Genomic DNA, 17,481 nt, shown 5'->3' with positions numbered 1-17,481 from the left:
ACCCAGACCACAGAGTGAGTCAAGTTAAGATGTATACGTATCGAGTTGGCACGCCGATGCTGAGGGGCGACAGAGGCGTCTTCACCTAGGACGGCGGGCGCGCTCGGGCGCGAAAGCCGTGAACTTCCCCGTCATGAGCCGATCCCCGCACGTGCTGCAGCGCCGTCGGGGCCGATCATGCCCATGTCGCGCTCGGTGTCGCTCCGGCACTGACCGAGAGTCCCTCGCGTCCTCACCGGACGCGGCGACGGCAGCGCGGCGCCGCGACGGCGCCTGCCCGAACCTCATCGGCAGAGCGCCATCTTCCCTGCGCGACGCATCGGAGTCAGCGGGCCAGCGCTCCCCGCGGATCGGCCACTACCCTCACTCCGCGCCCGCGCGGCCACCGCGATTCACCGCAGGGCAGTACTGCTAGGCCAACGTGATGAGGTCCAGGTAGTCGGCCGCCCAGTGGTCCTCAGTGCCCTCGGGCATGATCAGGACGCGCTCCGGGTTCAGCGCCTCGACGGCACCTTCGTCGTGACTAACCAGGACGACCGCTCCCTCGTAGTGTGCAAGAGCGTCGAGGATCTCTTCGCGGCTCGCCGGGTCGAGGTTGTTGGTGGGCTCGTCGAGCAGCAGCACATTCGCGCCCGAGACGACGATCATCGCCAGAGCGAGCCGCGTCTTCTCGCCGCCCGAGAGCACGCCCGCCGGCTTGTGGGAGTCATCTCCCGTGAACAGGAACGAGCCCAGCACGCGGCGCGCCTCGGTCTCGGTGAGGTTCGGGCTGGCCGAGACCATGTTCTCGAGCACCGAGCGCTTGACGTCGATGGTCTCGTGCTCCTGCGCGTAATAGCCGATGCGGAGGCCGTGGCCCGCCTCGATCACGCCGGTATCCGGCTGATCGACTCCACCGAGGATGCGTAACAGCGTCGTCTTTCCCGCACCGTTGAGCCCGAGGATGACGACCTTCGAGCCCCGGTCAATCGCGAGATCGACAGCGGTGAAGATCTCGAGGGAGCCGTAGCTCTTCGAGAGGTTCTCGGCGTGCAATGGCGTGCGGCCGCAGGCCATCGGAGTCGGGAAGCGTAGCTTGGCGACGCGGTCGACCGCGCGCACCTCCTCAAGGCCGCTGAGCATCTTCTCGGCACGCGCCACCATCTGGTGCGCGGCGGCGGCCTTCGAGGCCTTGGCACCGAAGCGGGCGGCCTGGAGCTGCAGGGCCCCGGCCTTTTTCTCCACGTTGGCGCGCTCCTTCTTACGGCGCTCCTCGTCAGCGGCGCGCTGTCGCTGGTAGTTCTTCCAGTTCATGTTGTAGACGTCGATGACTTGGCGGTTGGCGTCGAGGTAGAACACGCGGTTCACGGTCTCGCCGACGAGCTCGATGTCGTGACTAATCACAATGAAGCCGCCGCGGTAGTTCTTCAAAAACTCGCGGAGCCACACAACGGAGTCGGCGTCCAGGTGGTTCGTCGGCTCATCGAGGATGAGTGTGCTCGCGTCCGAGAACAGGATCCGGGCCAGCTCGATCCGGCGACGCTGACCACCGGAGAGCGTCTTCAGCGGCTGGTCGAGGATACGGTCCGGCAAATTGAGGTTGCTCGCGATTGACGCAGCCTCCGCCTCCGCCGCATACCCGCCCAGGGCGAGGAAGCGGTCGGTGAGGTTGCCGTACTTCTTCATCCCGGCCTCGCTGACGGCGGTGTCGCTGCTCGACATGGCAATCGTCGCCTCCTGCATGCCGAGGACGAGCTGGCCGAGCCCCCGCGCGTCCAGAATGCGCGTCCGCGCGAGCTCCTCCGGGTCGCCCGAGCGCGGATCCTGCGGCAGGTAGCCGATCTCGCCGCCGCGGTCGACCGTGCCCTTCGAGGCGATGACGTCGCCCGCGAGCACCTTCGTCAGCGTCGTCTTCCCTGCTCCGTTGCGGCCGACGAGGCCGACCTTGTCGCCGTCGCTGACCCGGAAGGAGACATTCTCCATCAGGAGTCGGGCGCCGACTCGGAGTTCGAGGTCGTGCACGCTGAGCACAGTTCTGTCCGTTCCCGCCAAGAAATGGCGTTCGGTTCGGGAGGAGTGAGGGAAGGGGCTGCGAGACAGCAGCCCCATAGTATAAATGCTGCGCCGCCGGGCAGACAGAGTTCCGGTCCCGCTCGACGCTCTCGCTCCTCGTCGCCCCGGCGGCCCGGTCTCTGGAGGACCCATGTCCACACTCACGCTCGGTCTGTCCCGGCCGGTCCTCGCCGACCGGATCGTCGCACGCTCCCTCACGACCGACCTGGCTCTCGTGCTCGGGGGTGCCGCGTTGACCGCGGGCCTGGCGCAAGTCACGGTGCCCATGTGGCCGGTGCCGATTACTGGGCAGACACTCGCGGTGCTGCTCGTTGGCTCTGCGCTCGGCGCGATGCGCGGTGCATCGTCCCTCGCTCTCTACCTCGTCCTCGGCCTCGTCGGCCTTCCCGTCTACGCTCCGCAGAGCGACGGCGGGCATCTCACTGGCTTCGCAGCCGCCGCATCGCCGAGCTTCGGCTATATCGTGGGCTTTGTGGTCGCCGCCGGAGTCGTCGGCTGGCTGTCCGAGCGGTCGTGGGAGCGCCGGTTCCCGAAGGCGCTGGCAACCTTCGCGGGGGGCTCGCTGGTCGTGTTCGCCGTCGGCCTGCCCTGGCTCGCCGTGAGCCTGCACGCCCTCGGTTACCCGAGCGATATCGAGGCGACCCTCGTCGGCGGGTTCTACCCGTTCCTCCTCGGTGGGGCGGTCAAAGCGGTCATCGCCGCGGTCCTCCTTCCTGTCGCATGGCGTGGGGCCGACGCGCTCGCTGAGCGACGCCGCTGAGCAGCCACCTCACGAACGTCGAAGGGCCGGGAGGACGATTCCTCCCGGCCCTTCGACGTTCGTCGGGTCGTGCTCAGATGGAGAAGCCGAGGGCACGCATCATGTCGCGGCCGTCCTCCGTGATCCGGTCGGGACCCCACGGAGGCATCCACACCCAATTAATCCGAAAAGCTTCGACAATGCCGTCGAGCGACTCCGCAGTCTGCTCCTCAAGCACGTCGGTCAGAGGGCAACCCGCAGAAGTGAGCGTCATGTGGATGACGAGGGCGTCGTTCTCGTCGTCCCAGCCCAGGTCGTAAATGAGGCCCAGGTCGACGACGTTCACGCCGAGCTCCGGATCCATGACGTCCTTGAGCGCCTCCTCGACCTGGTCGAAAAGCTTGGGATCGAGTGTGGTGACGGCCACGGTTACACCGTCGCCGAGGTAAGGAAGCGGTCGTAGCCCTCGTCCTCGAGTCGCGTCGCGAGTTCCTTGCCGCCCTGCTCTGCGACGCGTCCGGCGACGAAGACGTGCACGAAATCGGGCTGGATGTAGCGCAGGATTCGCGTGTAGTGCGTGATCAGCAGCACACCGAGTCCGGTGCTCTGGTGAGCGCGGTTGACACCCTCAGAGACGATCTTGAGCGCATCGACGTCGAGTCCGGAGTCGGTCTCGTCCAGCACGGCGAACTTCGGCGCGAGCAACTCCAGCTGGAGGATCTCGTTGCGCTTCTTCTCGCCGCCCGAAAAGCCCTCGTTGACGTTACGCGCCGCGAAAGACGGGTCCATGCGGAGGTTCGCCATCGCAGTCTTGACGTCCTTCGTCCAGTGGCGAATGGCGGGCGCCTCGCCGTCGATCGCAGTCTTGGCTGTTCGGAGGAAGTTGGTGTTGGTCACTCCCGGTATCTCGACCGGGTATTGCATGGCGAGGAAGAGGCCGGCGCGAGCGCGCTCGTCGACGGTCATCTCGAGCACCTCGACGCCGTCGAGCGTGATGGAGCCGCCATCGACGTGATACTTCGGGTGCCCGGCAATCGTGTAGGCAAGGGTGGACTTGCCGGACCCGTTGGGGCCCATGATCGCGTGGATCTCACCCTTGTTGATAGTGAGATCGACGCCGCGCAAGATCTGCTTGGTCCCCTGCTCGGTCTCGACGCTGACGTGGAGATCGCTGATCTGGAGAACGGACATTCAGACTTCCTTTGTGACGGTCGGGTCGATGTAGACGTCGCCGTCGATGATCTCGACAACGAAGACGGGAACCGGCTCGTAGGCCGGCAGGTTCAGCGGGGCCCCGGTGCGGAGTGAGAACTGGGAGCCGTGCGCCCAGCACTCGAGGCTCTCGCCCTCGACAAAGCCCTCGGACAGGGAAATTTCGCCGTGCGTGCAGGTATCGCCGATCGCGTGGATGTCGCCGGCGGAGTCCTGTACGACCGCGATCGCTACTCCATCAACCTCGACGCGGATGGCCTGGTTGGGGATCAGTTCGGACACCGAGCAGATCATCGCAGCGTTGCTCATGCGGGAATCCTCCGCGCGGACCCGGTCTGGCCGGCGCTGCCGGCGAGCTCGGCCTCGATCGCACGCTGCAGCCGGTCCTCCAGCTCGGTGATCTTGATCTGCTGCACAATCTCGCTGAGGAAGCCGCGGACGACGAGTCGACGCGCCTCGTCTTCGCGGATGCCGCGCGACTGCAGGTAGAAGAGCTGCTCGTCGTCAAAGCGGCCGGTCGCCGAGGCGTGGCCCGCCCCGGCGATGTCTCCGGTCTCGATCTCGAGGTTCGGGATGGAGTCTGCTCGCGTGCCGTCGGAGAGAACCAGGTTGCGGTTCTGCTCGTAGCTGTCGGTGCCGGTTGCGCTGTTGCGGATCAGCACATCGCCAATCCAGACGGTGCGCGCGCCCTCGCCTTGCAGTGCACCCTTGTAGGTGACGCGGCTACGGGTGTCGGGGGCGTCGTGATCGACGTAGACCTGCTGCTCGAGGTGCTGGCCGCCGTCGGCGAAGTACAGACCGAACAGTTCGCCATCGGCACCTCGCTCAACGAGGTGAGCGGAAGGATTCACGCGCACGATGGAGCCGCCGAGGGTGACCACGATGTGCTTCACCTTCGCGTCGCGCCCTACTCGGACGAAGTGGTTCGCCAGGTGTCGGGCGTCGTCCGCCCACTCCTGCACGGTGACAACGGTGAGCTGGGCACCTTCGCCGACGAGGATCTCGACGTTCTCAGCGAGTGTGGCCTCGCCCTCGTTCTGCAGCACGACCACGGCGCGCGCGTAGGGGGTTGCCTCGATGATCGTGTGCGCGGCGCGGGGAGCGGAACCGAGATCGGAGCGAACCAGGGTCACCACCTTCTCCCCCTCGCCCGTGACGCGCACGGCGAGTGCCTGCTCAAAGCTCGACCACGCGTTCGCTGCCGCGCGATCCTCGGGCAGACCGGCCGTGCCAATCCTCTCGTCGTCGCGGCCGACCCAGGAGACATCGATGCCCTCGACGGCGGTGTGCTCTATCGGAGTCGGCGAGCCGTCGAGCGGGCCGTCAATCAGGTCGCCCAGACGCGCGACGGGCGTCAGTTTCCAGGCGATCTCACGACCGGTGACCGCCTCGAAGGCCGCGACGTCGGCCGACGCGAAGCGCTCAGAGCGTGTCTGCACAGGCGTGAACGCCCCGTCGGAGTGGGCGCTGATGCCCAGACGCTCGGCGGCGGCCGCGCCGTCGATCGTGGGGGTCGTCGCGGCGCTCGTGGGGACCGTCATCAGGCGGTGGTTCCTTTCGATGGGTGCGGGGCGCCCCGTCCGGACGCCCCTTCGAGGGGGGAGGCAGACGTCAACCGACGCTGCCCTCCATCCCCATCTCGATGAGCTTGTTCAGCTCGAGGGCGTACTCCATGGGCAGTTCACGCGCGATCGGCTCAATGAAGCCGCGGACGATCATGGCCATGGCCTCGTCCTCCGGCATGCCGCGCGACATCAGGTAAAAGAGCTGCTCCTCGCTGACCTTCGAGACGGTGGCCTCGTGTCCGAGTTGCACGTCGTCGACACGAATATCGATCGCCGGGTAGGTATCGGAGCGCGAGATCGTGTCGACCAGGAGCGCGTCACAGCGCACGGTGTTGGCTGAGTGGTGCGCATTCGCATCCACCCGGACCTCGCCGCGGTAGCCAGCCCGGCCGCCTCCGCGCGCGATCGACTTCGAGACGATAGACGATTGCGTGTACGGCGCCATGTGCACCATCTTCGCGCCGGCGTCCTGGTGCTGGCCGGGGCCCGCGAACGCGACCGAGAGAGTCTCGCCCTTGGCGTGCTCACCGACCAGGAAGATCGACGGGTATTTCATCGTGACCTTCGAGCCAATGTTGCCGTCGATCCACTCCATCGTCGCTCCCTCGTGCGCGATCGCGCGCTTGGTGACGAGGTTGTACACGTTGTTCGACCAGTTTTGGATCGTCGTGTACCGCACGCGGGCGTTCTTCTTCACGATGATCTCGACGACCGCCGAGTGCAGCGAGTCCGACTTGTAGATCGGCGCCGTGCAACCCTCGATGTAGTGGACGTAGCTGTCCTCGTCGGCGATGATCAGGGTTCGCTCGAACTGGCCCATGTTCTCGGTGTTGATACGGAAGTACGCCTGAAGTGGGATGTCGACATGGACGCCCTTGGGAACGTAGACGAACGAGCCGCCGGACCAGACCGCGGTGTTCAGCGCCGCGAACTTGTTGTCGCCCGCGGGGATGACGGTGCCGAAATACTCCTCGAAGATCTCGGGGTGCTCGCGCAACGCAGTGTCGGTGTCCATGAAAATGACGCCCTGCTCCTCCAGGTCCTCGCGGATCTGGTGGTAGACGACTTCGGACTCGTACTGGGCCGCAACGCCGCCGACGAGGCGCTGGCGCTCCGCCTCGGGGATACCGAGCTTCTCGTACGTGTTCTTGATGTCATCCGGAAGGTCGTCCCAGGTCTGGGCCTGCTTCTCGGTCGAGCGGACGAAGTACTTAATGTTGTCGAAGTCGATGTCCGAGAGGTCGGCGCCCCAGGTCGGCATCGGCTTGCGCTCGAACAGCTTCAGCGCCTTCATGCGACGGTCACGCATCCAAGCAGGCTCGTTCTTGAGCGCTGAGATGTCGGAGACGACCTCGGGCGAGATCCCGCGTCGTGCGGAGGCCCCGGCGGAGTCCGAGTCGGACCAGCCGAACTCGTAGACGCCCAGGCTCTCGAGCTCGGGGCGGTCGATCAGGATGTCTGACATGTGTACCTCGTTTCCTACCCACTGCTAACCGGTCGGGTCCCGGAGTCATTCCCCCGGGGGATGACCCGCGGGTGCTCTCCGGCCGGTCGCACGATCGATGTGATGTGCGGAGGGGTGATGAGTGTCCCTGGGATTCCGGAGGTGTGCTGCGGCGCTTCGTCGGGCCATCGGAGTCGATCCCCGCGCCCTCTGCGCGGTCGAGCGCGCCACACGCTGGATCTGAACCAGCTTCTCATTCTACGGTCCCGCAGCTCCCAGCGGAACCTCTGCAGCTGGGTGTCGCCCGGAGAGGTGGCTAATGCACTGCCAGACTCGCATGGCCATACGAGTGTCGGTGGTCCGTGATGGGATCGGATCATGACGAACGACGACTGGACTCCGCTCCCCCTCCGCCTCCTGACCGCTCTGCTCACGCTCGGCCTCGCGCCACAGACCGCTCTCTGCTTCGGCCCGCTCGCCACGGCGCTGTACCGCGGGCTCCCCGCGCGAGCACTCCCCGGTGCGCTGCTACGGCTGCGCCAGCATCTGCGCTCCTCCGAGCGCCGCGCGGCCGATCACCGGACGGGCTGGAGCTCCCGCGCCGCCTCTCGTCGCTGAGCGCGAACGGTGAAGAGCCCCGGGTTGACATCGAGCAGCACGCGAACGGCTCCGACCCAGACAAGCGCAGAGCCCAGCAGGTGCACGGCGACCAGCGTCTCCGGAAGCGCCGTCAGCGACTGCACGACGCCGACGACCGCCTGCAAAAGCACCACAACGAGGAAGGTCACGACCCTGCGGCGGGCGAGCTCGGACTGCTCGGCGCGGGTCAGCAGCGCCAGCAGTACCGCACCGAGGACCACCAGGGCCGAGCCGAGCACACCGTGAACCACGGTCACGCTCTCCCAGTGAAAGTGCATTCTCGGCACCTCGGCCGAGTCGCCCGCGTGCGGTCCCGTCCCGGTCACAAGGGTCCCGACGAGGATCACCAGCAGGGTGACCGCGACCAGAACGATGCTCGTCCCACGCGTCACCCCGCCCGGCTCAAACGAGGTCGACTGCGAGCGGTGCGCCCGGTGCCATGTCAGCGCCGTGGTCGTGAGCAGCGCGATGGCGAGAACGAAATGGCCGGCGACGATGTACGGATTGAGTCCGGAGTGCACGGTCGCGCCGCCCGCGAGGGCGTTCGCGACGACGAGCCAGAACTGCGACCAGGCGAGGCGCGTCATGGTGCGGTCGCGCGGCTTCTGCAGGCGAGCGGCGGTGATCGCCCAGCCGACGGCGACGATGAGGACGCCGGTGAAGGCTCTGTTGGTGAACTCGATAAATCCGTGAATCCCGAGCTCGGGCGTCGAGGTGAGCGACCCCGCGTCGCACGCAGGCCAGGTCGGGCAACCGAGCCCCGAGCCGGTGAGTCGCACGACTCCGCCGAAAAAGATGATGAGGATGCTCGCCACCAGCGCCGCGGTCGAACCCCAGCGCAGGGCGCGCGGCCCGAGGGTGATGCGCTCGGCCAAGAGCGAGAAGGGCGTCACCATCACAAGGGCAGCAGCGGATCGATGCCGACGGCGAGGAACAGCAACGTGAGATATCCGATCGACCCGTGGAACACGCGCATCGGCGAGACGTGCTCGTGACGAATCGCGAGGCTGTACAGCCGGTGAGTCTCGGCGACGAACCACACTCCCCCGGCCAGCGCGACGACCGTGTACAGGATGCCCATCTCGGCGACCGGGATCAGCAGGAGCGAGCAGGCAACAGTGGCCCACGCGTAAAGGATCACCTGGAGACCGACGATGGTGCGCCCTCGAACGACGGCGAGCATGGGCACGCCGGCCGCCTGGTAGTCGTCGCGATACTTCATCGAGAGGGGCCAGTAGTGCGGCGGAGTCCACAGAAAGATCACCGAGAAGAGGATGACGGGCGCCCAGTCGAGCGAGTTCGTGACCGCCGCCCAGCCGATCAAGACCGGCATGCAACCGGCGATGCCGCCCCACACGATGTTCTGCGGGGTGCGGCGCTTGAGAAAGAGCGTGTAGAAGACGACGTAAATCAGGATCGCTGCGAGAGAGAGGCCTGCCGACAGCCAATTCGCGGTGAGACCGAGCCAGAGGATCGACAAGACGCCGATCGCGCTGGCGAAAACGAGAGCCGAGCGGTCCGAGATCTCGCCGGTCACGAGCGGACGGTTCTTCGTCCGCTTCATGATCCGGTCGATGTCGCGGTCGAAGTAGCAGTTGAACGCTCCTGCGGAACCCGCGCTCAACGCTCCACCGATCAGAACGTTGACAACGAGAAGCAGGTCCGGGATACCGCCCTGCGCCAGAATCATCGTCGGAGCGGTCACGACGAGGAGCAGCTCGATCACCCGGGGCTTCGTCAGGGCAACGAAGGCCTTCAGCTTGCGTGAGAGCACCGTCCGCGACGGCCCGCCTCGTTCGACGGCGGTGGTCTCTACGGCTACGTCCATTGCTCCTCTAACATCCACGATCCCGAACGAGTGTAATGCGAGGGCTGGCGAGGAGGGCCCGCGTGCACGCTTGTCCAAACAGGAGCGGACATATGCGACCACGCAACCCCCGGTCGGTGGGGTACCCCCTCCGTATACTCGACATCGCTCGCCAGAGCACACGGCACGCGCCCGAGTCCGCCCGATGATCATCGGCACGAGGCCGAGAGGGTCGTCGCCGGAGCATCGTGTCGACGTCGTCATGCGGCGTGCTCCACCATGCGAGAGGGCGGACGGTCCCCGTACGCCCCACGTCTCGAGAAGGGTCAGTACCAAGTGTCAGAACTGCAATGGGAATCCATTGACGAGAAGGCAGTCGACACGGCGAGGGTTCTCGCCGCGGATGCGGTCGAGAAGGTCGGAAACGGCCACCCCGGAACGGCCATGAGCCTCGCGCCGGCCGCCTACCTCCTGTTCCAGAAGGTGATGCGCCGCGACCCCTCGGACGCGACCTGGATCGGGCGCGACCGCTTCATCCTCTCGGTTGGCCACTCGTCGCTCACCCAGTACGTCCAGTTCTACCTGGGCGGCTACGGCCTCGAGCTCGACGACCTCAAGGCGCTACGCACCTGGGGCTCGAAGACCCCCGGACACCCTGAGTACGGCCATACCGACGGCGTCGAGATCACCACCGGACCGCTCGGCCAAGGCCTCGCCTCCGCCGTCGGCTTCGCCTATGCCTCCCGCTTCGAGCGCGACCTGTTCGACCCGGAGGCGGCCGCTGGCACCTCACCCTTCGACCACTTCGTGTACGTCATCGCCGGTGACGGCGACCTGCAGGAGGGCGTGACCAGCGAGGCGTCCTCGCTCGCGGGCCACCAACAGCTCGGCAACCTGGTCGTTCTCTACGACTCCAACCAGATCTCGATCGAGGACGACACCAACATCGCCTTCACCGAGGACGTCAAGGCACGCTATGAGGCCTACGACTGGCACGTCCAGGTCGTCGACTGGAAGAAGACCGGCGAGTACCACGAGGACGTGGCGGAGCTGTACACCGCGATCGAGGCCGCGAAGGGCGAGACCGACAAGCCCTCGCTCATCATCCTGCGCACGATCATCGGCTGGCCCTCGCCAAAGAAGCAGAACACCGGCAAGATCCACGGTTCGGCACTCGGCGCCGACGAGCTCCGCGGCCTCAAGGAGGTGCTCGGATTCGACCCGGAGAAGACCTTCGACGTGGCAGACGAGGTCCTCGAGCACACACGCAAGGCTGTCGAGCGCGGCCAGGCGCAGCACACTGCGTGGACCAAGCAGTTCGACGCGTGGGCGTCGGCGAACCCGGAAAAGAAGCAGCTGCTCGACCGGGTGCTCTCGGGTGGGCTGCCCGAGGGAGTCCAGGAGGCGCTTCCCGTCTTCGAACCCGGCAAGGAGGTGTCGACCCGCGCCGCGTCCGGCAAGGTCGTCAACGCTCTCGCCGGCGTCGTGCCCGAGCTCTGGGGCGGCTCGGCGGACCTCGCGGAGTCGAACAACACGACGATCGAGGGAGCGGGCTCGTTCGTCCCGTCGGAGTTCTCGACGCACGAGTGGACCGGCACGAAGGGCGGCCGGGTGCTGCACTTCGGCATCCGCGAGCACGCCATGGGCGCGATCCTGAACGGCATCGTCCTGCACGGCAACACCCGTCCCTTCGGCGGCACGTTCCTGATCTTCTCGGACTACATGCGCCCGGCGGTCCGTCTCGCCGCGCTGATGAAGGCGCCGACGATCTACGTCTGGACGCACGACTCCGTGGCCCTCGGCGAGGACGGCCCGACACACCAGCCGATCGAGCAGCTGTCGACCCTCCGCGCGATTCCGGGCCTGGACATCGTCCGCCCCGGCGATGCCAACGAGGTGGCCTACGCCTGGAAGACCATTCTCGAGCGCCGCGAGGGCCCGGCCGGCCTGGCGCTCACCCGTCAGAACATTCCGGTGTTCGAGCGCGGCGAGGGAGATGCCGAGGGCGAGACGTTCGCGTCCGCCTCGAACGTCGCACGCGGGGCCTACATCCTGGCCGAGGCGCCGAACGGCACCCCGGACGTGATCTTCATTGCAACCGGCTCGGAGGTCCAGATCGCCGTCGAGGCACGCGAGACCCTGAAGGGCGAGGGCATCAACGCCCGCGTCGTCTCGGCCCCCTCGCTCGAATGGTTCCAGGAGCAGGACGCCGAGTACCGCGAGAAGGTGCTGCCCTCCTCCGTGAAGGCCCGCGTCTCCATCGAGGCCGGCCTCAGCCTCGGCTGGGAGAGGTATGTCGGAGACGCCGGTCGCTCGGTCTCGATCGAGCACTTTGGCGCGTCGGCCGACTACAAGACCCTGTTCCGCGAGTTCGGGATTACCACCGAGGCGGCACTGGCCGCCGCTCGGGAGTCGCTCGCAGCTTCCTGACCCCGAGGGCCGCGTCCGTCACGGACGCGGCCCTCGCCGTCGGAGCCCCGGCTCCCTCCCACGCCACGCACCACCTACCCAGAAGAAGAAGAGACATGACCGAGAACACCCCCACCGCAGACCTCTCCGCCGCCGGCGTCAGCATCTGGCTCGACGACCTCTCGCGCTCCCGGATCTCCTCCGGCGGGCTGCAGAAGCTCATCGACGAGAAGAACGTCGTCGGAGTCACCACCAACCCCACGATCTTCGCGGCGGCCCTGACCAACGGGGAGTCGTACGACGAGCAGGTTCGCCAGCTGGCCGCTGCCGACACGTCGGTCACCGACGCCGTCTTCGAGATCACGACCGACGACGTCGCGGCGGCAGCCGATATCTTCCGCCCGATCTACGACGCCACCAACGGCTACGACGGCCGCGTCTCGATCGAGGTCGAGCCCGGTCTCGCGCACGACGCGCAAGGCACGATCGAAGAGGCTAGAGCGCTCTGGACCAAGGTCAACCGCCCTAATGCGATGATCAAGATCCCGGCGACCGTCGAGGGGCTCGAGGCCATTACCGAGGTCATTGGCTCCGGTATCTCGGTCAACGTGACCCTGATCTTCTCGCTCGCCCGCTACCGCGCCGTCATCAACGCGTACCTGGCCGGCCTCGAAAAGGCCAAGGAGGCGGGCATCGACCTGTCGACCATTCACTCCGTCGCCTCGTTCTTCGTCTCGCGCGTCGACACCGAGATCGACAAGCAGCTCGACGCCGTCGGCACCGACGAGGCCCGTGCGCTGAAGAGCAAGGCGGGTGTGGCCAACGCGCAGCTCGCCTACGAGGTGTTCGTGGAGGCGTTCGCCACCGAGCGCGCACTGCTGCTGCAGGAGTCCGGCGCCAACCGCCAGCGTCCGCTCTGGGCCTCGACCGGCGTGAAGTCGGCGGATCTTCCCGACACCCTCTACGTGACCGAGCTCGTCGCAGCCGGCGTCGTCAACACGATGCCCGAGAAGACCCTGGAGGCGACCTTCGACCACGGCACGATCACCGGCGACACCGTGACCGGCTCCTACGCCGACGCAAACGCCGTCCTCGACGCCGTCGCGGCGCAGGGCGTGTCGTACGCCGACGTCACGGAGCTGCTCGAAAAGGAGGGCGTCGAGAAGTTCGTCGTGTCCTGGAACGAGCTGCTCGACACCGTCACCGCGGCTCTCGAGGGCGCGAAGGAGCAGGCCTAATCATGTCGATCCAGATCCACGTCAGCGGAGACGCCGAGAAGGCCGTCGATCGCATCGTTCCTGAACTCGTCGCCGACGAGGTCGCCTCCGGTATCACCGCCCAGGTGCCCACGCTGTGGGGCGCCGCTGCGGAGGACGAGGCGGCGAAGCGCCTCGGATGGACCGAGTCGACCACGGTCTCCCGTCCGCTGGTGCCCGAGATCCTCGCCCTCCGGAAGGAGCTTCAGGCCAAGGGCGTCGACCACGTCGTGCTGGGCGGGATGGGCGGCTCCTCGCTCGCCCCCGAGGTCATCACCCGGACCGCAGGCGTCGAGCTCACGGTCCTCGACTCCACCGCTCCCGGGCAGGTGCTCGCGGCCCTGAACGACCGTCTCGCCTCGACCGTGGTCGTGATCTCGTCGAAGTCCGGCTCCACCGTCGAGACCGCGAGTCAAAAGAAGGCCTACGAGAGGGCATTCACCGAGGCAGGCATCGACCCGCTCGAGCGCATCGTCATCGTGACCGACCCGGGGTCGCCGCTGGACTCCTCCTCCCGCGACGCGGGATACCGCGTGTTCAACGCCGACCCGAACATCGGCGGGCGCTTCTCGGCGCTCTCAGCATTCGGACTGGTGCCCTCCGGGCTGGCCGGCGCCGACATCGAGGCTCTCCTCGACGAGGCCGCCGAGGCCTCGCTCGGGCTCGCCGTCGACAGCCCGGAGAACCCGGGCCTGGTCCTCGGAGCGGCGATCGCCGCAACGAGCCCGCGCCGCGACAAGCTCGCGATCGTCGCCGACGGGACCGACATCGTCGGCTTCGCCGATTGGGCGGAGCAGCTCATCGCCGAGTCGACCGGCAAGGACGGCACGGGCATCCTCCCCGTCGTCCTTGGCACCCTCGCTCCGGAACTCTCGGAGAACCTGCCTGACGTGCAGGTCGTCCGTCTGGTCGAGGACGCCACCGCGCTGCACCTGTTCCCGCGGGACCGCCACGAGGGCGAGATCCTCCTCTCGGGCTCGCTGGGCGCGCAGATGCTGACCTGGGAATACGCGGTCGCGGTCGCGGGCCGCCTGCTGGGTATCAACCCCTTCGACCAGCCCGACGTCGAGTCGGCCAAAATCGCGACCCGTGCCCTGCTCGAGAAGCGGCCCGCGCCCGAGGCCCCGGCGTTCACGGACGCGGGCATCGAGGTCACCGGCACCGCCAGCGTGACCGAGGGTGTCTCCACCGTCTCCGCAGCCGTCGATCGCCTCCTCGCCCAGCTGAGCGACGGCGGCTACGTCTCGATCCAGGCCTACGTCGACCGCCTCGCGCTCCCGCAGCTCGAGGGCGTCCGCGACCTGCTCGCCGCACAGGCGCAGCGCCCCGTCACCTTCGGCTGGGGCCCGCGCTTCCTCCACTCGACCGGCCAGTATCACAAGGGTGGCGCGCCGACGGGCGTGTTCCTCCAGATCACCGAACGCGCCGACGTCGATCTCGAGATCCCGGAGAGTCCCTTCACTTTCGGCCAGCTGATCCTCGCGCAGGCCGCGGGCGACGCGAGCGTGCTCGCCGAGCATGGCCGCCCGGTGCTGACTCTGACGCTGACGGATCCGGACACGGACCTCGAGATGCTCTTCGAGGCTCTCAACACCTGAGCCGCCGTGCTCGCCGCTCCCGGTCTCCGACACGCAGCGGCGAGCACGCGGTCACGCCCGCATCGTCTCCCGGATGCGGAGCCGACCACGTCCCGGCGGGTCCCCTCCTCCCCCTCCCTCCTCGAGAGCAGTGCGCCGGTCCTCCCGGCACACAGAAGGACACTGCACATGTCTGTGGACATCTCCCCCGAGTTCAACCCGCTGAGGCTGAGCTTCGATCGCCGGTTGAACCGGATCGCCGGACCCAGCGGGCTCGTGATCTTTGGCGTCACCGGTGATCTCTCCCGCAAGAAGCTCATGCCGGCGGTGTACGACCTCGCCAACCGCGGCCTCCTGCCCCCCGGCTTCGCCCTCGTCGGCTTCGCCCGGCGTGACTGGGATGACCAGGACTTCGAACAGGTCGTCCACGACTCCGTGAAAAAGCACGCTCGAACCGAGTTCCACGAGGAGGTCTGGGCACAGCTCGCGCAGGGCATCCGCTTCGTGCAGGGCGAGTTCGACGACCCGGACGCGTTCGCCCGCCTCAAGACGACGGTCGACGACCTCGACCGCGAGCGTGGGACCAATGGCAACTTCGCGTTCTACCTCTCCATCCCGCCGAAGTCCTTCCCGCAGGTCACCGAGCAGCTGCGTAACTCCGGCCTCGCCGAGCAGAAGGACGGCCAGTGGCGCCGCGTCGTCATCGAGAAGCCCTTCGGCAGCGACCTCACAACCGCCCGAGAGCTCAACGATGTGGTCGAATCGGTTTTCCCGCCCGACTCCGTCTTTCGGATCGACCACTACCTGGGTAAGGAGACGGTCCAGAACATTCTGGCGCTGCGCTTCGCCAACATGATGTATGAGCCCCTGTGGAACTCGAACTACGTCGACCACGTGCAGATCACCATGGCCGAGGACATTGGCGTCGGCGGTCGTGCGGGGTACTACGACGGCATCGGAGCGGCGCGCGACGTCATTCAGAACCACCTCCTACAGCTGCTCGCCCTCACCGCGATGGAGGAGCCAATCTCGTTCAACGCTGCCGACCTGCGCGCGGAGAAGGAGAAGGTTCTCGCCGCCGTCCGCCTCCCTGCCGATCTGTCGAAGGCCACCGCGCGGGGTCAGTACGCCGGCGGCTGGCAGGGCGGCGAGAAGGTTCCCGGCTTCCTCGAGGAGGACGGCATGAGCCCGATCTCGACGACCGAGACCTACGCGGCGATGCGACTCGACATCGGCACACGCCGGTGGGCGGGTGTGCCGTTTTACCTGCGCGCCGGCAAGCGGCTCGGCCGACGGGTCACCGAGATCGCGGTCGTGTTCAAGCGCGCGCCGAAGCAGCTCTTTGCCGAGAGTCAGACCACATCGCTCGGTCACAACGCACTCGTCATCCGCGTGCAACCCGACGAGGGAGTGACCATGCGTTTCGGCTCGAAGGTTCCCGGCGCAGGCATGCAGGTGCGCGACGTGACGATGGACTTCGGCTACGGCCACGCCTTCACGGAGGCGAGCCCCGAGGCGTACGAGCGCCTCATCCTCGACGTCCTCCTCGGCGAGCCGCCGCTGTTCCCGCGGCACGAAGAGGTTGAGCTGTCCTGGAAGATCCTCGATCCGATCGAGGAGTATTGGGCCACTCAGGGTCAGCCCGAGCAGTACCGCCCCGGAACCTGGGGCCCCGATTCCGCCGACGAGCTCCTCGCTCGCGACGGCCGCACCTGGAGGCGCCCGTGATCGTCGATCTGCCTGACACCACGACCAGCGAGGTCTCGAAGACCCTGGTCAAAATCCGCGAGGAGGGTGGAGCTGTCGCCCTCGGCCGCGTGTTGACCCTCATTATCGCGACCTCCCGTGGCCACGAGGAGGAGGCGATCGAGGCTGCGAACCACGCTTCTCGAGAGCACCCGATGCGCGTCATCGTCGTCTCGAAGGACGACGGAACCACGACGGTCCCGGTCGACGCGACCGCCCGAGTGGATGCCCAGATCAGGGTGGGCGGCGATGCCGGGGCAAGCGAAGTCGTCGTCCTGCGCCCCTACGGGGATGCCGCCGAGGATGAGGAGAGCCTGGTCACCGGGCTCTTGCTTCCCGACGCCCCGGTCGTCGCCTGGTGGCCCACCAGCGCGCCCGAGAACGCCTCCCGCTCGCCGATCGGTCGCATCGCTACCCGCCGCATCACCGACGCGTCAGCACAGTCGAACCCGGCGGAGGCGCTGCATCATCTCGCCTCCACCTACGCTCCCGGCGACACCGATTTCGCCTGGACGCGGCTCACGCTCTGGCGTGCTCAGCTCGCCGCGGTACTCGACCAGCCGCCGTACGAGCCGATCACAGCCGTCGAGGTCTCGGGCGCACCCGACTCGCCCTCGACGATCCTCCTCGCCGCCTGGTTGCAACTCGAGCTCGACATCCCCGTCGACCACGAGTTGACGATCAGCGCGACGGGCTCGAGTGGGATCCACGGCGTACGGATGATCCGTGACTCCGGAGTCATCGAGCTTGAGCGTTCCGTGCCCAATGTCGCGACGCTCACCCAGCCCGATCAGCCGGTGCACGACATCTCGCTCCCCCGCCGTAGCCTCCGGGACTGCCTGGCGGAGGAACTGCGCCGACTCGACCCGGATGACCTGTACGGTGAAGTGATCTCTCGCGGGGTCGACATGCTCACCGAGAAGTCCGAGGCCCGCAGCGCCTCCTGAGGTACCGGATGCCTCCCGAGGGGCGGGGCACCCGGAGACGGACACACCGCCCAGCGCTTCCCGATACGGCGCCGATCCGCCGATTGGC

The 17,481-nt window shown here is 67.2% G+C and carries 15 protein-coding genes; 7 read left to right on the top strand and 8 right to left on the bottom strand.

The window, feature by feature from the left end; genetic code table 11:
- Window positions 1-411: 411 nt before the first annotated feature.
- Window positions 412-2,010 (bottom strand): ATP-binding cassette domain-containing protein, encoded by a 1,599-nt coding sequence (locus HRF29_RS01320; RefSeq protein WP_173243516.1) that lies wholly within the window; start codon window positions 2,008-2,010, stop codon window positions 412-414.
- Between the two features lie 172 nt (window positions 2,011-2,182).
- On the opposite strand from HRF29_RS01320, the gene HRF29_RS01315 reads away from it, so the two are divergent.
- A complete protein-coding gene (locus HRF29_RS01315) occupies window positions 2,183-2,812 on the top strand; it encodes a biotin transporter BioY (protein ID WP_173243513.1) in 630 nt (209 codons plus the stop codon).
- A 73-nt stretch (window positions 2,813-2,885) separates the two neighbouring features.
- Here the strand turns inward: HRF29_RS01315 and HRF29_RS01310 are convergent, their stop codons facing one another.
- The 5 genes from HRF29_RS01310 to sufB all read right to left on the bottom strand — a co-directional run bounded on the left by HRF29_RS01310 (window position 2,886) and on the right by sufB (window position 7,033).
- The gene (locus HRF29_RS01310; RefSeq protein WP_173243510.1) at window positions 2,886-3,218 is read right to left on the bottom strand and encodes an iron-sulfur cluster assembly protein; all 333 of its coding nucleotides are present in this window, start codon (window positions 3,216-3,218) and stop codon (window positions 2,886-2,888) included.
- 2 nt (window positions 3,219-3,220) lie between these two features.
- On the bottom strand, window positions 3,221-3,982 hold the full coding sequence (gene sufC, locus HRF29_RS01305; protein WP_173243507.1) for a Fe-S cluster assembly ATPase SufC: 762 nt from the start codon (window positions 3,980-3,982) through the stop codon (window positions 3,221-3,223).
- A complete protein-coding gene (locus HRF29_RS01300; RefSeq protein WP_084415858.1) occupies window positions 3,983-4,312 on the bottom strand; it encodes a non-heme iron oxygenase ferredoxin subunit in 330 nt (109 codons plus the stop codon).
- Window positions 4,309-5,544, bottom strand: a complete 1,236-nt coding sequence (gene sufD / locus HRF29_RS01295; RefSeq protein ID WP_173243504.1) for a Fe-S cluster assembly protein SufD — start codon at window positions 5,542-5,544, stop codon at window positions 4,309-4,311. The genes HRF29_RS01300 and sufD overlap by 4 nt, the downstream gene beginning before the upstream one ends.
- 70 nt (window positions 5,545-5,614) lie before the next feature.
- The gene (sufB, locus tag HRF29_RS01290; protein WP_173243501.1) at window positions 5,615-7,033 is read right to left on the bottom strand and encodes a Fe-S cluster assembly protein SufB; all 1,419 of its coding nucleotides are present in this window, start codon (window positions 7,031-7,033) and stop codon (window positions 5,615-5,617) included.
- 357 nt (window positions 7,034-7,390) lie between these two features.
- Between sufB and HRF29_RS01285 the strand changes: the two genes are divergently transcribed.
- Window positions 7,391-7,630 carry a hypothetical protein gene (locus tag HRF29_RS01285; protein WP_173243498.1) on the top strand — a complete coding sequence of 80 codons (240 nt, stop codon included), beginning with the start codon at window positions 7,391-7,393 and terminating at the stop codon, window positions 7,628-7,630.
- Here the strand turns inward: HRF29_RS01285 and HRF29_RS01280 are convergent.
- Window positions 7,588-8,547: a COX15/CtaA family protein gene (locus HRF29_RS01280; RefSeq protein WP_173245803.1), complete on the bottom strand. Its 960-nt coding sequence runs from the start codon at window positions 8,545-8,547 to the stop codon at window positions 7,588-7,590. The two genes, HRF29_RS01285 and HRF29_RS01280, sit on opposite strands and share 43 nt — an antisense overlap.
- Window positions 8,547-9,479, bottom strand: coding sequence for a heme o synthase (locus HRF29_RS01275; RefSeq protein WP_173243494.1), 933 nt, complete (start codon window positions 9,477-9,479; stop codon window positions 8,547-8,549). Before HRF29_RS01275 ends, HRF29_RS01280 begins: the two co-directional genes overlap by 1 nt.
- Before the next feature lie 315 nt (window positions 9,480-9,794).
- Here HRF29_RS01275 and tkt point away from each other — a divergent pair, with 315 nt between their 5' ends.
- The 5 genes from tkt to HRF29_RS01250 all read left to right on the top strand — a co-directional run bounded on the left by tkt (window position 9,795) and on the right by HRF29_RS01250 (window position 17,393).
- Window positions 9,795-11,888, top strand: a complete 2,094-nt coding sequence (gene tkt / locus HRF29_RS01270; RefSeq protein ID WP_173243491.1) for a transketolase — start codon at window positions 9,795-9,797, stop codon at window positions 11,886-11,888.
- Between the two features lie 95 nt (window positions 11,889-11,983).
- Window positions 11,984-13,105: a transaldolase gene (gene tal / locus HRF29_RS01265; protein WP_173243488.1), complete on the top strand. Its 1,122-nt coding sequence runs from the start codon at window positions 11,984-11,986 to the stop codon at window positions 13,103-13,105.
- A gap of 2 nt (window positions 13,106-13,107) precedes the next feature.
- Complete coding sequence (locus HRF29_RS01260; RefSeq protein ID WP_173243485.1) at window positions 13,108-14,721, top strand: glucose-6-phosphate isomerase; 1,614 nt, start codon at window positions 13,108-13,110, stop codon at window positions 14,719-14,721.
- 168 nt (window positions 14,722-14,889) lie between these two features.
- Complete coding sequence (gene zwf, locus HRF29_RS01255) at window positions 14,890-16,428, top strand: glucose-6-phosphate dehydrogenase (protein ID WP_173243482.1); 1,539 nt, start codon at window positions 14,890-14,892, stop codon at window positions 16,426-16,428.
- Window positions 16,425-17,393: a glucose-6-phosphate dehydrogenase assembly protein OpcA gene (locus tag HRF29_RS01250; RefSeq protein WP_173243479.1), complete on the top strand. Its 969-nt coding sequence runs from the start codon at window positions 16,425-16,427 to the stop codon at window positions 17,391-17,393. The genes zwf and HRF29_RS01250 overlap by 4 nt, the downstream gene beginning before the upstream one ends.
- Window positions 17,394-17,481: the final 88 nt, after the last annotated feature.

The organism is Rathayibacter agropyri (assembly GCF_013249015.1).
GTDB classification, from domain to species: Bacteria; Actinomycetota; Actinomycetes; order Actinomycetales; family Microbacteriaceae; genus Rathayibacter; species Rathayibacter agropyri.
The sequence above is the reverse complement of the archived record's forward strand: the minus strand, read 5'-3'. Positions and strand labels throughout refer to the sequence as shown.